Source organism: Streptomyces sp. NPDC052910 (genome assembly GCF_055585605.1).
Genome location: NZ_JBVJJR010000005.1, coordinates 155634 through 172441 on the forward strand (window position 1 = coordinate 155634; position 16808 = coordinate 172441).

Annotated in this window: 11 protein-coding genes; 1 reads left to right on the forward strand and 10 read right to left on the reverse strand. The window is 74.1% G+C overall.

Annotated features, from left to right (window positions below; genetic code table 11):
• Positions 1-410: 410 nt before the first annotated feature.
• The 10 genes from ACZ6X9_RS19845 to rsmI form a co-directional block, all read right to left on the reverse strand.
• Positions 411-1142: a response regulator transcription factor gene (locus tag ACZ6X9_RS19845; RefSeq protein WP_469779306.1), complete on the reverse strand. Its 732-nt coding sequence runs from the start codon at positions 1140-1142 to the stop codon at positions 411-413.
• Positions 1143-1424: 282 nt separating this feature from the next.
• Entirely contained in the window at positions 1425-3362 is a 1938-nt protein-coding gene (locus ACZ6X9_RS19850) for a PQQ-binding-like beta-propeller repeat protein (protein ID WP_469779307.1), read from the reverse strand.
• Between the two features lie 351 nt (positions 3363-3713).
• Positions 3714-5531 carry an ABC-F family ATP-binding cassette domain-containing protein gene (locus tag ACZ6X9_RS19855; protein ID WP_469779308.1) on the reverse strand — a complete coding sequence of 606 codons (1818 nt, stop codon included), beginning with the start codon at positions 5529-5531 and terminating at the stop codon, positions 3714-3716.
• 97 nt (positions 5532-5628) lie between these two features.
• Positions 5629-8160: an ABC transporter permease gene (locus tag ACZ6X9_RS19860; RefSeq protein ID WP_469779309.1), complete on the reverse strand. Its 2532-nt coding sequence runs from the start codon at positions 8158-8160 to the stop codon at positions 5629-5631.
• A gap of 261 nt (positions 8161-8421) precedes the next feature.
• The gene (locus tag ACZ6X9_RS19865) at positions 8422-9339 is read right to left on the reverse strand and encodes a 4-(cytidine 5'-diphospho)-2-C-methyl-D-erythritol kinase (protein ID WP_469779310.1); all 918 of its coding nucleotides are present in this window, start codon (positions 9337-9339) and stop codon (positions 8422-8424) included.
• Between the two features lie 129 nt (positions 9340-9468).
• Positions 9469-10344, reverse strand: a complete 876-nt coding sequence (gene rsmA / locus ACZ6X9_RS19870; RefSeq protein WP_469779311.1) for a 16S rRNA (adenine(1518)-N(6)/adenine(1519)-N(6))-dimethyltransferase RsmA — start codon at positions 10342-10344, stop codon at positions 9469-9471.
• Entirely contained in the window at positions 10341-11939 is a 1599-nt protein-coding gene (locus tag ACZ6X9_RS19875; protein ID WP_469779312.1) for a ubiquitin-like domain-containing protein, read from the reverse strand. The genes rsmA and ACZ6X9_RS19875 overlap by 4 nt, the downstream gene beginning before the upstream one ends.
• 100 nt (positions 11940-12039) lie before the next feature.
• Positions 12040-12963 (reverse strand): TatD family hydrolase, encoded by a 924-nt coding sequence (locus ACZ6X9_RS19880; RefSeq protein ID WP_469779313.1) that lies wholly within the window; start codon positions 12961-12963, stop codon positions 12040-12042.
• 69 nt (positions 12964-13032) lie between these two features.
• Positions 13033-13479 carry a hypothetical protein gene (locus ACZ6X9_RS19885; RefSeq protein WP_469779314.1) on the reverse strand — a complete coding sequence of 149 codons (447 nt, stop codon included), beginning with the start codon at positions 13477-13479 and terminating at the stop codon, positions 13033-13035.
• A 470-nt stretch (positions 13480-13949) separates the two neighbouring features.
• On the reverse strand, positions 13950-14828 hold the full coding sequence (gene rsmI, locus ACZ6X9_RS19890; RefSeq protein WP_469779315.1) for a 16S rRNA (cytidine(1402)-2'-O)-methyltransferase: 879 nt from the start codon (positions 14826-14828) through the stop codon (positions 13950-13952).
• Between the two features lie 99 nt (positions 14829-14927).
• Here rsmI and ACZ6X9_RS19895 point away from each other — a divergent pair, with 99 nt between their 5' ends.
• Positions 14928-16700 carry a dolichyl-phosphate-mannose--protein mannosyltransferase gene (locus ACZ6X9_RS19895; RefSeq protein ID WP_469779316.1) on the forward strand — a complete coding sequence of 591 codons (1773 nt, stop codon included), beginning with the start codon at positions 14928-14930 and terminating at the stop codon, positions 16698-16700.
• Positions 16701-16808 lie beyond the last annotated feature (108 nt).

The window sequence follows — 16808 nt, forward strand, 5'->3', positions numbered from 1 at the left end:
GGGCACGGGCCGGGCGGGCCCGCGCGCCGGGCGCCGTCCGAGGCGTCCGGCGAGGTGCCGGGCGCCGGCCCCGACGCGTCGGGTCCGTCGCGGCCCGGCCGGCGGCGGTCCACCGCGTCGCGGACCGTGCCGTCCCGGGCGTCGTAGTAGAGCAGCTCGCGGCCGTCGGCGAGCCGGGTGGCCGTTCTCTTCACGTCCGCACTCTGCCCGCTCGTCCCGTCCGGCACACCGGCCCCGCAGCCGGCCGCTCGCGCGCCCGTGAACCCCCGTACGCTCCGCCATCCGACCGGGAGCGGAAGCGTGCCTCCGGGGGACCGGCCCCGTCCCACCGTCGCGCCCGCTCGCCCGCACGCCACACCGCCCGGCCGGAAAGTGGCGGTCCGCCCCGGCGGACCGGCCAGGCCCCGCCGTCAGGGCGCCTGGCGGCCCACCGTGCCTCGCGCCACGGCGGGTGCGGGCATCGCGGCGGGCGGCCGGCCGCCTGCGGCCCGGTCGAGCAGGCCGGTGCGGGCCGCCAGGGCGGCGGCCTCCAGCCGGGAGCCCACGCCCAGCTTCATCAGCACCCGCTGCACATGCGTCCGGGCGGTGCTGGGCGCTATGCCCATGCCGGCCGCGATCAGCCGGGTGTCCTCGCCCTCGGCCACCCGGACCAGCACCTCGACCTCGCGCGGAGTCAGCAACTGGAGCAGCCGGGCGCCCTCGTCGTCCGGCTGGGCGGCCGGGTTGAGCAGCTCGGCGAAGGCTCCCTGGAGGAGCTGGGGCTCCACCGCGGCCTCGCCGGCGCGGGCCTTCATCATGGCGCGCTCGACGCCCTCGATGCGCTCGTTGTGCCGGACGTAGCCGGACGCGCCGGCGGCGAAGGCGGCGGCGATGCCGAGCGGGCTGGGCACCGGGCCGAGCACCACGACGGCGACCTGCGGACGCTCGCGTTTGATCCGGACCACCGGGTCGAAGGCCCCGGGCTCCGCCGGCGCGGCGGTGCCGAGCAGGCACACCTCGGGTGCCCGGCTCACCACCAGATCGGCCGCCCCCGCGCTCGGCGCCGCCGCGGCCAGCACCCGGTGCCCCCGCAACTTCAGCGCCGAGGCGAGCGCCTCGGCCAGCAGCCGGTGGTCGTCGACCACCATGAGCCGCACGCCCATGCGCTGCCCCCCTGTCGCCCGCGTACGTCTCTCGTCGCCCTCTGCCCCCGGAAGCTACACGCTTGTTCGACGTTCCGCGCCCCCTACTCGTGAGAAGTCCCCCGGAATGCCGAAATCCCTGTCAATCACGTGTACTTCGCGTCTGAAACGGATCGTTCAGGCATGTACGCGTGATGGACAGGGATACGGCGCGGAGCGCTCGCGAAATGATCAACTCCCGTAGCGGCAGTGATCGTTCCGTGCGTCGGGGCCGAGGACGCGCCCGGCCCCGGCTCCGTCAGCTCACTCGGCCCCCCAGACCATGGCGACGTACTCCTTGCCGCCCGCGAAAGCGCTGGGCTTGTGCAGGAACTTGCGGCCCAGGTACAGCCGGCCCTGCGCCCAGATCGCCTGCTCGAACAGGGGGGAAATCTGGTTCTCCGTCTGCTGGGTGGCGACCGGGTTCTTCAGCAGCTCTCTGGCGGCGAAGGTCTGCGGGTCGATGCGCAGGACCAGGCCGCCCGCACGCCAGCCGGCGGTCTGGTAGCCGATGACCGCGCCGTCCTTCTCCACGCCCAGGGGCACCAGGGTGGAGCCGAGGCGGCCGTCGGTCTTGCCCTTGGTCTGCCCGTTGGACAGGTCGAAGGCGACGATCTCGTTGATGTTGCCGATGTCGCCGGTCTTGCCGGTCTGGTGGTCGTCCGTGGGCAGGTAGAGGCTGTCCTTGCCGACGGCCAGCTTCGAGCAGGCCTCCACACCGCTCGACGAGCAGCGCGGCTGGTACTTGCCGTTCTCCGTGGAGATCTTGCTGCGCAGCTTGCCGTCGGGGCCGCTGTCGTCGATGGCCATGAAGTCGGAGACGCCGGTACCGCTGTGGTCGCCCACCTTGATGCCGACGACCAGCGGGTCGGTCGACACCACGTGCGCGCCGTCGACGCCGTTCGGCAGGGTGAACGTGGACTTGGTCCGGCCGGACGCCGGGTCGAGCGTCTGGATCTTCATCTGCGGGCGCTCGTAGTCGCCGCAGCGCCGGACCGCGACGAGCTTGCCGCCGCCGCCGTACCCGTCGTCCTTGCAGGTGTCCTCCGGCTTGGGCTTCCACAGCTCCTTGCCGTCCATCGTCCAGGCGGCGCCGCCCTGGAGGCTGCCCGCCGCGACGGTCCCGCCGCCGACGGTGACGTCATCGAACTGGATCGTCCGGTCACCGACCTTGACCGACTTCTGCCACAGCTTCTTCCCGTTGTTCAGGTCGAGGGCCACGACCTGATTGCACGGACCGCCGTAGCGGTTGCCGGAGGACGGCGGCGACTCCTCGACGACCACGGCCGTCCTGCCGTCCTCGGTGACGTGCTTCGGCGCCCAGCAGATGTCGCCCGAGAGCGGGATCTCCCACTGCTTTCCGCCCGCCAGGCCGTAGCCGACGACCTTGTCGAGGTCGCTCTTGGCGAAGACCTTGTCGGTGACCCACATGCCGGCGGCGGACCGGCTGTCCTCGACCACCGGCTGGTCGGCGCCGAAGAGGAGCTTGCCCTCCTTCGGCCGGAGGTCCTCCGTGCCGCCCTTGCCGCCGCCTCCCTTGTTCTGCTCCTGCTTCCCGTTCTTCGCGGCGGAGTTGGCGGGCTTGTCCTTCTTGCCGTCACCGCCCTGGGTGGCGAACCAGACGCCTCCGCCGACGGCGAGCACCAGTGCGGTGACCGCGCTGACGATCACCGTCATCCGCTTCTTGGAGCCCCCGCCGGACGGCGCGGGCGGGGCCGGGTAACCGCCGCCCCCGTACTGCGGGAACGGCTGGACGGGCGTGGGGGCGCCGGGGCCGGCCGGACCGGGGTAACCGTAACCGCCCGCCGGGAAGGGCGGGGTGTGCGGGGCGCCCGGCGGCGGGGCCAGAGGCGCGCCGGGGGGCGCGGGCGGAGCCTGGGGGGCACCCGGCGGCGGTGGGGGCGCCTGCGGATAGCCGTACACCGGCTGGGTCGGCTGCTGCGGTGCGGCCGGCTGCCCGGCCGGCGGCCGCGGCGGCATCGCCGGCGGGGCGCCGAACCCGGGCGCGGTGCCCTGCGGCGCGCCGAAGCCCGGGGCCCCGTCCTGCGGCGCGCCGGACGCGACGACCGTGGGCGTCGGGCCGGGCCGGTCCTGGGGCGCCGCCACCGTCGGGGTGGGGTCCTGGGGCGCGCCGAAGCCTCCGGCCGGCTGCTCCGGGGGCACCCCCTGCGGTGGCTGAGGCGGCTTGGGCGGCTGTGACATCGGCTTTCCTCTTTACGCGCGGGAAGCCGCGGCCCGACCGGCCTCCCCCGCGATCCCGGTGGCGGGCGGCCATCGGGAAGGAGCGCATCGGGTGCGGATCCCGCCAGTGAGCGGCAGGCGAGCGGGGGTTCTTTGTATCACTCCGCTCCGGCGCCGCAGGGAGGGCCGAGGGAGGTGCGGAGCCACCGATACCGGGCTGTGACGAGACCGTTGTGGCTTCGATGGAGGGGGCGCCGGGAACCCGTCGAAGGCCGGCGCGGGCGCGCGGCACTCGCCGCACGCCCGGGCGCGCGCCCCGGACCGAGACGCGTCGTCAGCCCAGGACCGCCACGCGTCATCCGCCCCGGACCGTCACGCGTCGTCGGCCAGCTCCAGCCAGCGCGTCTCCAGTTCCTCGCGCTCCGCGGCGAGTTCGCGCAGCTCGGCGTCGAGCTTGGCCACCGCCTCGAAATCGGTGGCCTGTTCGGCGATGCGCTCGTGCAGCTTCGCCTCCAGCTCGCTCACCTTGTCGAGCCGGCGCTCGATCTTCTGGAGCTCCTTCTTGGCGGCCCGGGCGTCGCCCGAGCTCTTCTGTCCGGCGCCCTTCTGCTTCGCCGGGGCCGCGGCGGCGGGGGCGGCGGGCACCGCCGCGTCGAGGACCGCCTGCCGCCGCTCCAGGTACTCGTCCAGGCCGCGCGGCAGCATCCGCAGGAAGCGGTCGCCGAGCAGGGCGAACACCCGGTCGGTGGTGCGCTCGACGAAGTACCGGTCGTGGCTGATGACGACCATCGAGCCGGGCCAGCCGTCGAGCAGGTCCTCCAACTGGGTCAGGGTCTCGATGTCGAGGTCGTTGGTGGGCTCGTCGAGGAAGAGGACGTTGGGCTCGTCCATCAGCAGCCGCAGGATCTGGAGCCGGCGCCGCTCACCGCCGGAGAGGTCGCCGACGGGCGTCCACTGCTTCTCCTTGGTGAAGCCGAACTTCTCGCAGAGCTGTCCCGCGGTCATCTCCCGGCCCTTGCCGAGGTCGACGCGGTCGCGCACCTGCTGGACGGCCTCCAGCACCCGCAGGGCGGGGTTGAGCTCGGCGACCTCCTGGGAAAGGTAGGCGAGCTTGACGGTCTTGCCCACCACGACCTTCCCCTTGGCGGGCTGCTTCTCGCCCTGGGTCCTGGCGGCCTCGGCGAGGGTGCGCAGCAGCGAGGTCTTGCCCGCGCCGTTGACGCCGACGAGGCCGACCCGGTCGCCGGGGCCGAGCTGCCAGGTCAGGTGCTCGATGAGGACCTTGGGGCCGGCCTGGACGGTCACGTCCTCCAGGTCGAAGACGGTCTTGCCCAGCCGGGAGCTCGCGAACTTCATCAGCTCGGAGCTGTCGCGCGGCGGCGGGACGTCCGCGATCAGCTCGTTGGCGGCCTCGATGCGGAAGCGCGGCTTACTGGTGCGGGCCGGGGCGCCGCGGCGCAGCCAGGCGAGCTCCTTGCGCATCAGGTTCTGCCGCTTGGTCTCCTCGGTGGCGGCGATCCGCTCGCGCTCGGCGCGGGCGAAGACGTAGTCGCTGTAGCCGCCCTCGTAGTCGTGGACGGTGCCGCGCTGGACGTCCCACATGCGGGTGCAGACCTGGTCGAGGAACCAGCGGTCGTGCGTGACGCAGACGAGCGCCGAGCGGCGGGCCCGCAGGTGGCCGGCGAGCCAGGAGATGCCCTCGACGTCCAGGTGGTTGGTGGGCTCGTCGAGGACGATGAGGTCCTGGTCGGCGATCAGCAGCTTGGCGAGCGCGATGCGGCGGCGCTCGCCGCCGGAGAGCGGGCCGATGACGGTGTCCAGGCCCTGCGGGAAACCGGGCAGGTCGAGGCCGCCGAAAAGACCGGTGAGCACGTCGCGGATCTTGGCGTTGCCCGCCCACTCGTGGTCGGCGAGGTCGCCGATGACCTCGTGCCGGACGGTGGCCCCGGGGTCGAGGGAGTCATGCTGGGTGAGCACGCCCAGACGCACGTGGCCCGCGTGGGTGACCCGGCCCTTGTCGGCCTCCTCCAGCTTGGCGAGGATGCGGATCAGAGTGGTCTTGCCGTCGCCGTTGCGGCCGACCACGCCGATCCGGTCGCCCTCGTTGACGCCGAGGGAGACGCCGTCGAGCAGCGCACGGGTGCCGTACACCTTGTCGACGGCTTCCAGATTGACCAGGTTGGCTGCCATTCCGCTCCTCGCTCCGCGGTCTCCCCTTCAGGAGCCCTGTCATCCTCCCTTCAGGATCCCACGCCCGCCGGAGGTCCCGGCCGCGGCGTCTCCCCCGTCACGCCTTCGCCGCCTCCACCGGCCGGGCGCGCAGCGCGGCCCAGGTGGGAACGAGCGTCGAGACGAGCGTCACGGCCACGGCGGCGGCCACCACGGCGAGGTAGATCGAGGCGGGCCCGGACGGCAGCGGGCTGTCCGAGACGGACAGGCAGAACGGGACGAGCGTCGTGGCCGCCGCGAGGGTGCCGAGGATCAGGCCGACCGCGGTCACGTACAGGCTCTCGATCGCCATCATCCGCATCACCTGCCCCTTGGTGGACCCGGTGAGCCGCTGGAGGGCGAACTCCCGGCGCCGGGCGCCGACCGCGACGACCGTCGAGTTGACGACGGCGAGGGTGGTGTAGGCCACGAGCATGCCCACGATGAGGTAGTTCGCCCACATCTGCGTGCGGGTGTTCTCCTTCCGCTGGGCGGTCACCTCGTCCCGGTCGCTGACCTTCAGCCCCGGGTGCCGCGCCGCGAACCGGCTCAGTTCGCCGGTGAGCCGCTCGGCGGGGATCCCGGGCGCGGCCTTGACCAGGATCTGCGCGGGCAGCCCGGCGGTGGTGTGCCGGGCGAGCAGCGAAGCGCTGGTCAGGGCCGTCTCGAAGCCCTCGCGGGCCGGGAAGACGGCCACGATCCGGACGTCGACCGAGGCGCCGTCGCCCATCTTCAGTCCGATGGTGTCGCCGACCCCGCGGTGCATGCGGCGGGCGGCGGCCTCGGGGAGCGCGACGGCGTTCCCCTTCAGGTCGGCCAGCCGGCCGGCCGTCGGCCGGGTCGCGAGGACCTGGCCGGCGCCCTCCGCGTCGATGCCCTGGAGGGCCGTGCCGTGCTTGTTCTCGTCACCGTCGTGCGGACGCACGGTGTACGCGAAGCCGGTGGCCGTCGCGCTCGCGGCGGCGACGCCGGGCAGTCGGCGCACGGCGGTCGCCAGCGCGGGGTCGACGCCGCCGGCCGCCGAGGTGAGCACCGCGTCGGCCCGCAGGTTCCCGGTGAACTCCCGGTCGGTGGCGGCGGCCACGCTGGTCTGGAGGTAGAGCATGCCGGTGGTGATCGCGGCCGCCAGCATCACGGGCGTGGCGACGGCGGCCGTACGGACCGCGCTCGCCCGGCAGTTGAGGGCCGCGAGCCGGCCGGACGCGCCGGTCAGCAGACGCACGGGCCAGTGCAGCAGGACGCTCACGGCCTTCGCGAACCACGGCCCCAGCAGCGCCAGGCCGATGACACAGCACATCACCGTCGGGCCGGCCGTGCTCGCCGCCACCGGGCCGCGCAGGACGAGCGCGGTGACCAGGGCGAGGGCGGTCGCGCCGGCGAGGAACAGCAGCGCGAGGCCCAGCCGCACCGGATGGAACCAGCGCTGCCGCGTGGCCGCCTCGCCCAGCGCCTCGACGGGCTTGGTGCGGACGGCCCGCAGGGTGCCGAAGAGGGTGCCGGCGACGGTCGTCAGCAGGAGGGAGCCGTACGCGGGCAGGGCGGGGATCCAGCCCTGGCTGAACTCGACGGTCTCCGCGACCATGCCGGTGTCCGTCATCCGCCCGAACAGCCACCGGCCGAGCGCGGGGCCCGCGGGCCAGGCGGCGGCCCCGGCGAGCACGGCGACCACCAGGCTCTCGCCGAGGAGCATCCGGCGCACCTGGGCCCTGGTGGTGCCGACCGCCCGCAGCAGGGCCAGCTCCCGGAACCGCTGCTGCGCGGAGAGCCCGACGGTCCCGGCGACGACGAACATCGCCACCGTGACGCCCAGGCCGCCGAAGACCCCGGAGATCGCCACCAGGTCCTCGCCGCCCGCGACCACCTCCGGGTGCTCGACGGCTCCCCGGTCGTCGCCGGTGAGCAGGGTGACGGGCTGTCCGTCGAGTGCCGCCTTGACGCCCTTCCGTACGGCACCGACGTCCGCGCCGGGCTCGGTGACGACCGCGATGTCGGCCACGGTGCCCGGATGGGCGGACAGCCGCTCGGCGTCCGCCGCGGAGAAGAACAGCGTCCGCTGCGGCACCTCCCGGCCCGCGGCGGGCCGGGCCACGCCGCTCACCCGGTACTCGGCAGAACCGCCGTGCGCCGCGACGAGGATCCGGTCGCCCGCCTCGGCCCGGGCCCGCCGGGCGAGGGCCGCGTCGAGAACGACCTCGCCGCGGCGGGGCGCGGCGCCTTCCGCGAGGGCGTACGGGGTGAGGGCCGCGGACTCCCAGGCGTGCGCCCGCGCCGTCCCGCCCCCGCCCGGCAGTGCCGCGTCGAACGTCCGCTCCCCGACGGCCTTGCGAACGCCGGGTACGGCCTCGACCTTGCCCACCAGTCCCGCCGGCAGCTCGACGCGCTCCGCGAGGACCCGCTGCTTCTTGTCTCCCGACTGGTGGTGGATCCGGTCACCCGTGACCAGGATCGGCGCCCCCGCGAGGCGCTGCGGCGGGACGTTGTTGCGGATGCCCGTCTCCATCAGCCCTCCGCAGGCCATCACGATGGTGGCGCCGATGAAGAGGGCGAGGAAAGTGGCGAGGAAGGCGCCGGCTCTGTGGCGGAGGGAGCGGAGGGCGAGTTTGCCGATCATTCCCGCAACGCTAGGTTCCGCGGCGGGGCGCGGCCCATGGGAGCAGCGGGTGGGTGGGGGGTGGGGTTTTCCCCAGTCCCTCCCCCAGAGGGGGCACCCCCACTTCACCGTTTCCTGGGGCTGCGCCCCAGACCCCGCTTTTCGCGGCTTCGCCGCTCGTCCTCAAACGCCGGACGGGCTGAAAGTGCCCGCTCAGGCACCGTTCAGCCCGTCCGGCGTTTGAGGACAAGCGCCGCAGGCGCTTTCACGAGACGCGGGCGCTCAATCCACCACGGTGGCCCCCGCCACCGGCCCCGACGCCACCCGCACCGCCCGGCACGTCCCCGACACCCGCAACGCCGCAGCCACCCGCTCCGCCTCCTCCGCGCTCTTCGCGAGGAAGGCAGTGGTCGGCCCCGACCCCGACACCATCGCCGCGAGCGCACCAGCCGAGGACCCGGCGGACAGCGTGTCCGCCAGCGACGGCCGCAGCGAAACGGCCGCGTCCTGAAGGTCGTTGGAAACGGCCGAAGCCAGCGCACCCGCGTCCCCCGCCGCGAGCGCCTCCAGAAGCGCCGCGGAAGCGGACGGCTGCCCCGGCCCCGGATCCGTCCCCGCCTCGGCCCGCAGCCGGTCGCACTCGGCGTACACGGCCGGTGTGGACAGCCCGCCGTCGGCGACGGCGAAGACCCAGTGGAACGTCCCGCCCGCCTCCAGCGGTGTGAGCCGTTCACCGCGCCCGACCCCGAGTGCCGCCCCGCCGAGCAGGCTGAAGGGCACGTCGCTGCCCAATTCGGCGCAGATGTCGAGGAGTTCCTCTCGCGACGCACCTGTCCCCCACAGCGCTTCGCACGCGAGCAGCGCACCCGCACCGTCCGCGCTGCCGCCGGCCATGCCGCCGGCGACGGGGATGTCCTTGTCGATGTGCAGGTGGACGCGCGCCTCGCGCCCGTACCGTTCGGCGAGGGCGAGGGCCGCGCGGGCGGCGAGGTTGGAGGTGTCGAGGGGCACCTGGCCGGCGTCGGGGCCGGAGCAGGTGACGCGCAGTTCGTCGGCCGGGGTGGCGGTGACGCGGTCGTACAGGGAAACGGCCAGGAAGACGTTGGCGAGGTTGTGGAAGCCGTCGGCGCGCGGGCCGGCGACGGCCAACTGGACGTTGACCTTGGCGGGGACGCGGACGGTGACGGACTGCGCGGTCACGGGGGACGGCTCCTCGGGTCGGGGGCGGCGGGCGGTCGGGCGGATCGTACGGCGGGCGCGACCGCGGGACGGTACGGCGGGCGCGGCCCGCGCGGGGCGGACCGGCACAGCCGCCGGGCCCGCCGCCGCTCAGCCCGCCTTGTGCTCGGCGATGGCCACGAACTCGTAGACCGTCAGCGACTCGCCGCGCGCCTGCGGCGAGATGCCCGCCGCGACCAGTGCGGCCTCCGCGGCGGCCGCGGAGCCCGCCCAGCCGGCGAGGGCCGCGCGCAGCGTCTTGCGGCGCTGGGCGAAGGCCGCGTCGACGACGGCGAAGACCTCTTCCCTCGTCGCCGTGGTGGCGATGGGCTCGGCGCGGCGCACGAGGGAGACGAGGCCGGAGTCGACGTTCGGGGCGGGCCAGAAGACGTTGCGGCCGATGGCGCCGGCCCGCTTGACCTCGGCGTACCAGGCGGCCTTCACCGACGGGACGCCGTACACCTTGGAGCCGGGCGGGGCGGCGAGCCGGTCGGCGACCTCGGCCTGGACCATGACGAGGGTGCGCTCGATGCTGGGGAACCGCTCCAGCATGTGCAGCAGCACGGGGACGGCGACGTTGTAGGGGAGGTTGGCGACCAGGGCGGTGGGCGGCGGGCCGGGCAGCTCGGTGACGCGCAGGGCGTCGCTGTGCACGAGTGCGAAGCGGTCGGCGCGGTCGGGGAGCCGGGCGGCGATGGTCGACGGCAGGGCCGCGGCCAGGACGTCGTCGATCTCGACGGCGGTGACCCGGTCGGCGGCCTCCAGCAGGGCGAGGGTCAGCGAGCCCAGGCCGGGGCCGACCTCGACGACCACGTCGTCGGGGCGCACGCCGGCGGTGCGGACGATGCGCCGGACCGTGTTGGCGTCGATCACGAAGTTCTGACCGCGCTGCTTGGTGGGGCGCACCCCGAGGGCGGCGGCCAGTTCGCGGATGTCGGCGGGGCCGAGCAGGGCGCCGGACTCGTCTGTGCTGGGGCTGGAGCTCACCCGTGAAGTTTACGGCCGCACACGGGCCACGGGCTCGCCCCCCGGCGGACGTAGAGCTTCTTGGCCCGCAGGGTCTGCTCCTCGGCGCTGGCGTCCTGCGGGCGCCCGCTGCCGCCGAGCGACTGCCAGGTGCCGACGTCGAACTGGTACAGGCCGCCGTACGTGCCCGACGGGTCCACCGCGTCCGGGCGTCCGCCGGCCTCGCACTGGGCGAGCCCGTGCCAGTTCAGCCCCTCCGCGCCCTGCACGGTGTCGGGCAACTTCTTGGTGCCCACCCGGATGATCTGGGTGCGGGGTTTGCGGACGATCTCCGAGGAGAGTTTCCGTGGCTTCTGGCGGACGCCGTTGACGGTCCGGAGCGCGTAGGTGATGCGTTCGACGCCCTTCTCGCCGCGCTGGGCGACGACCTCGGTGCCCTTGGCGAGGTGGGGGTCGTCGTGGCGCTCGGTGGGGAAGTCGATGGGCACCTCGCGGACCTCGCGGCCCCCCGTGATGCGCATGATCGAGACGGTCTGGCCGTCGCGCGGGAAGCTGTCGGGGTCGACGGAGGTGGTGTCCTCGCCGTGGAGGGCGATCCCGGCCTGTTCGATGGCCTCGCGGACGGTCGCGGCATTGGTGCGGATGGTGCGGGTGCGGCCGTCGGCCATGAAGGTGAGGGTCCGCTCGGTGCGGACGTCCAGGTCCAGGCCGTGCCGGCCGATGGGCGCCGAACGGGAGGCGGACAGGTAGGCGCCCTCGGCCCGGACGCCGAGCTGGCGCAGGGCGCCGTCCACGGTCCGGGCGGTGGTCCACACCTGGCGGCGCTCCCCGTCGAGGGTGAGGGTGACCGGGCGGCCGTAGCGCACGATGACCCGGTCGCCGGAGGCCAGGTCGTGGTGGCGGCCGGGGGCGACGAGGTCGTGGTCGCCGACGGCCATGCCCTCGTCGGCCAGCAGCTCCTCGACGTCGTCGGCGAAGGTGTGCAGGGTGCGCGGCGCGCCGTCGACGCTGAGCTGGACGGACTTGTCCCCGGCGACGAACGCGGAGGTGCCGCCGGCCAGGAAGGCGACCACCAGGGCCTGCGGGAGCAGCCGGCGCAGCGGGTCGCCGCCCTGCCGGGGCGCCGCCCGGGCCGCCCGCTTGCGGCGCCCGGCCCTGCGGGTGCCCGCCCGGCCGGGCGGCGGGGCCTCGCCGTAGTGCTCGTCGGGGGGCTCGCCGTCGGCTTCGTCGTCGAGGACGCTGAAGGGGCCGCTCCGGACGGCGTCCTCCGGTTCGCCCTCCTCCGAGGGCACGGCCACGGCGGGCGCGTACCCCTCGTACGGGTGACCGTCGTACGGGGTGTGGACGACGCCGGTGAGCACGGTGGCGGAGGGCGGCGCCGTGGCCGTGCCGGACGGCGCGGCGGACTGGCGGGGCACGTACGCCTCGTAGGCGGCGTGCGGTCCCGGGCCCCCTTGCCCGGGCCGGCCGCCCAGCCCGTGCCCGCCGAGGCCCCCGTGGGGTCCGTAGGGGTCGGACGGCTCGTGGCCGTCATGGGGCGGCGCGTACGGACCGTACGGCGGCGGCTCGGCCGCGCCGCGGCGCGCGGCGTGGGGGCTGCCCTGCGGATGGCTCACGACACTCCACTGGGTCCGGACTGACGGGACCGGGACTGTAGCGGAGCATCGGTGACTCTCCAAAGCCCGCCCGTCACCCTGTGTCGTCGGGATTCCGGGGTCAGTACCGGAACACGCGTGCGGTATTCGCCGCGACCGCCGTGGCCAGGGCGTCCTCGTCCACGCCCTTCACCGCCGCCATGGCCCGGAGAGTGACCGGAATGAGGTACGGCGCGTTGGGCCGTCCGCGATACGGGACGGGGGTGAGGAACGGCGCGTCGGTCTCGACGAGGATCCGGTCGAGCGGGGCGACCGCCAGGGCGTCGCGCAGCGGCTGGGCGTTCTTGAAGGTGACGTTCCCGGCGAAGGAGAGGTAGTACCCCGCCTCGGCGCAGACCTTGGCCATCGCCGCGTCACCGGAGAAGCAGTGGAAGACGACCGTCTCGGGCGCCCCCTCCTCCGCGAGTACCCGCAGGACGTCGTCGTGCGCGTCCCGGTCGTGGATGACGAGGGCCTTGCCGTGCCGCTTGGCGATGGCGATGTGCCGGCGGAACGAGCGCTCCTGCGCCGCGACGCCCTCCGGGCCGGTGCGGAAGAAGTCGAGGCCCGTCTCGCCCACGCCGCGCACGTGGTCCAGGGCGGCCAGGGCGTCGATCTCGTCCAGGGCCGCGTCGAGGGCGGCGTCGCCGCCGGGCTCCCGGGCACCCTGGCGGGACCAGCCGTCGGGATCGCCGAGCACGATCCGGGGCGCCTCGTTGGGGTGCAGGGCCACGGTGGCCCAGACGGCGTCGTGGGCCGCGGCCGTCTCGGCGGCCCAGCGGGAGCCGGCCAGGTCGCACCCCACCTGGATCACCGTCGTCACCCCGACCGCGGCGGCCTTGGCCAGGGCGTCGGCGACCGTGCCGCCCTGCATGTCCAGATGGGTGTGCGAGTCGGCCACCGGCACGTTCAGCGGCACCGGCGGGGGCGGAGGGACGTCCTTGTCGGTGTCGTTCTTCTTCCGCCCGCCGTCCGCCGTGCCGCTGTTCGTCGCTCTCGCCGCCATGTCCGGGATTCTAGGGACCGCTCCCGGGCCGTGCCCGGCCGGGCGGGGCCCCCGCCTCCCGGGACCCGCCTATTTGCGGTGGAAGGGGTGCAGCAGGTCGGACAGGTGCCACTGGCGGGGGGCCCGGGGAGCGCGGCGCTGTTCGTTGCCGACCGGGATGCCGCCGCTCATGAACGGTCCGGTGGGGGCGGCCGGCGACACGGTCGTCCGGGAGGCCAGGTGCAGGGCGTCCGCGATCTGGGAGACCTGCCCCGAGCGCATGATGCGGACGACGTGCTCCCCGCAGTTGGGGCAGGTGGGGCGGGTGAGCGGGGACGGGACGCGGTCGCCGTCCGTGTGGTACGTCACGAAGGGCCGGCCCTCCGGGTCCACGTGGTGCTCTATCGCGTACGACTGCTCCCAACTGTGGGCGCACCTCATGCAGGCGAAGGCGTACGACTCGTACACCGTGTCGTACCCGGTACGGACGGCGGTGCCGGTCTCCACGCCTCGTGCGGTCCCTGCGGTCTCGCTCATGGCAGCTCCTCTTGTCCTCCGGACAATTCCCGGTCCGTTCGGACGTTCATCGGGATCGGACGTCCCACACCCAGGGAACGCCCATTCCGGCGTCGACGCAGCAGCCCATTCCTCGAATTGGGGCAAACTTAACCGCTACATGCCCGAAGAGCCCGGGAGCGAGGCCTGGCCTTTGCCTTTCGCTCCAGCCCTTTACTTTACGGCGGGACGCGGCGTCCGGCATTTCGTGACGGACGCCACCGAGGGCAGTGGTCCAGGCCTTTCCGAAGCCGGTACCAGCGGTTCCGGCTCCTTCCGGCGGCGTCCGGCCGATTTCACGGTTCCGAAGGGGAGGCTTCCGGGTAACCGGATCGGGCCGCCCGGAAGAACACGTCCCGCGGTTACCGGCGAGCACCCTTCCGTTACCGCCCGGGAAGACCTTGCGGTACCCCCGGGGAAGACCCGGCGGCACCGCCCGGGAAGACCTTCCGCTACCGCGCGGAGATTTTGCCGTCACCCTCGGATTTCGCCGCCGTTTTCGCCGCCACGACCGCGTCGAACACCTCGCGCTTGGGCAGCCCGGCCTCGGCCGCGACCGCGGCGATGGCCTCCTTGCGGCGCTCGCCCGCCTCCTCGCGGACCCGTACCCGCCGCACCAGTTCGGCGGCGTCGACCTCGCCCGGGCCCTTCTCGGGGGCGCCCTCCACCACGACGGTGATCTCACCGCGGACGCCCTCGGCGGCCCAGGCGGCCAGCTCGGCCAGCGGGCCGCGCCGCACCTCCTCGTAGGTCTTGGTCAGTTCGCGGCAGACCGCGGCCCGCCGCTCGCCGCCGAACACCTCGGCCATCGCGGCCAGGGTGTCGTCCAGCCGGTGCGGCGCCTCGAAGTAGACGAGGGTGCGGCGCTCGTCCGCCACCTCGCGCAGCCGCCCGAGCCGCTCCCCCGCCTTGCGCGGCAGGAAGCCCTCGAAGCAGAACCGGTCCACCGGCAGCCCGGAGACGGCCAGCGCGGTCAGCACGGCGGACGGGCCGGGGACGGCGGTCACCTTGACGCCGCGCTCCACCGCGGCGGCCACCAGCCGGTAGCCGGGGTCGGAGACCGACGGCATCCCGGCGTCGGTCACCAGCAGCACCCGCGCCCCGCCGGTCAGCGCCTCCACCAGCTCGGGCGTGCGAGACGACTCGTTGCCCTCGAAGTAGGAGACGACCCGGCCCGTGGTGTGCACCCCCAGCGCCTGGGTGAGGCGGCGCAGCCGGCGGGTGTCCTCCGCGGCGATCACCTCGGCGGCGGCGAGCTCGGCGGCCAGCCGGGGCGGCGCGTCGGCGACGTCGCCGATGGGAGTTCCTGCGAGTACGAGCGTTCCAGTCACGCCCCCATCCTCGCAGGCGCCCCCCGCGGCCCCCGGGGCGCCGGGCCGCGACCGCGCGCTCCCCGGCGCCCGCGGCCACCCGTTCCCTACGATGGCGCGGTGACCAGTGACACCGCGACCCAGGGCCGGCCGAGCCGCGCGGCGGCCGGGCAGCCGCCTCCGTGGCAGAACCGGCTGCGCCGCTTCGGATACGCGGCCCCCGAGCGCCGGAGCGGCGTACGGGAGCGGCTCGTCCCGCCGTACCCGGAACCGGGCACCGGCGTGTGGACGGCGCTCGGCATCGGTCCGGGGCCCGCGCGGTTGCTCGCGCGCTCCCTGGGCTGGCTCGGGCCGCTGCTGGTCGCGCTGGTCGCGGGGCTGGCCCGGTTCCACAACCTGGGCAGCCCGCGGGCGGTGATATTCGACGAGACGTACTACGCCAAGGACGCCTGGGCGCTCTGGACGTACGGCTACGAGGCCAAGTGGCCCGACGACAAGGACCTCAACCAGCGCATCGTCGACGGGTACGACCACGTCGCCGACGTGCCGTCGTATGTGGTCCACCCGCCGGCCGGCAAGTGGGTCATCGGCCTCGGCGAGCAGTTCTTCGGTCTCACGCCCTTCGGCTGGCGCTTCATGCTCGCGCTGCTCGGCACGCTCTCCGTGCTGATGCTGTGCCGCATCGGCCGGCGGCTGTTCCGCTCCACGCTGCTGGGCTGCGTCGCGGGCGCCCTGATGGCCGTGGACGGCATGCACTTCGTCATGAGCCGCACCTCCCTGCTCGACCTGGTGCTGATGTTCTTCGTCCTGGCGGCCTTCGGCTGCGTGCTCGTCGACCGGGACACGACGCGCGCCCGGCTGGCCGCCGCGCTGCCCGAGGACGCGGCGACCGGCGACGTCCGGCCGGACGCGGAGACCGCCCGGACCCTGCGGCTCGGGTGGCGGCCGTGGCGGATCGCCGCCGGGGTGTTCCTCGGTCTCGCGGCGGCGACGAAGTGGAACGGCGCGGTCTACCTGGCCGCGTTCGGGATCCTCGTCGTGCTGTGGGACGTCGGCTCGCGCCGCCTGGCCGGCGCCCGCCGCCCGTGGCGCGCCGTGCTGCGGCGGGACGCGCCGTGGGCGTTCCTGTCCCTGGTGCCGGTCGCGATCGTGACCTATCTGACCACCTGGACCGGCTGGTTCCTCAACAGCGGCAGCTACAGCAAGACGCAGGGCTGGCAGCACAGCGGCTACTACCGGCACTGGGCGGAGACCGAGGGCGGGTACCGGACGGACGGCTTCCTGGCCGGCGTCCTCAACCCGCTGCGCAGCCTGTGGCACTACGAGGAGGAGGTGTGGAAGTTCAACACCACCCTCTCGTCGCCGCACACCTACCAGTCCAACCCGTGGAGCTGGCTGGTCCAGGGCAGGCCCGTCTCCTACTACTACGACTCGCCCGCCGCGGGCACGGACGGTTGTCCGGCCGACGCCGGGGGGAAGTGCGCGCGCGAGGTGCTGGCCCTGGGCACGCCCCTGCTGTGGTGGGCCGCCTGCTTCGCCCTCGTCTACCTGCTCTTCCGCTGGTTCTTCCGGCGCGACTGGCGGGCCGGCGCGATCCTCTGCGGAGTGGCCGCTGGTCTGCTGCCGTGGTTCAAGTGGCAGGAACGGACCATCTTCGACTTCTACACCGTCGTCTTCGTTCCGTTCCTGTGTCTCGCGGTGGCGATGATGATCGGGGCGATCAGCGGTCCACGGGGCTCGTCCGAACGGCGGCGGGTGACGGGGGTGGTCGGCGCGGGCGCGCTGTTCCTGCTCATCGTCTGGAACTTCATCTACTTCTTCCCCCTCTACACCGGGCAGCCGATCCCGCTCGACGACTGGCGGAACCGGATGTGGCTGGACACCTGGATTTAGCTGCGCAAAGAGACCACAAGCGTCCGCCAGCCGGGCGGGCGCTTGTGGTCGTTGTTGGTCGCTGGCGGGTGCCGGTGGTCGTCTTCAGACGGCCCGAAGACGGCCCGG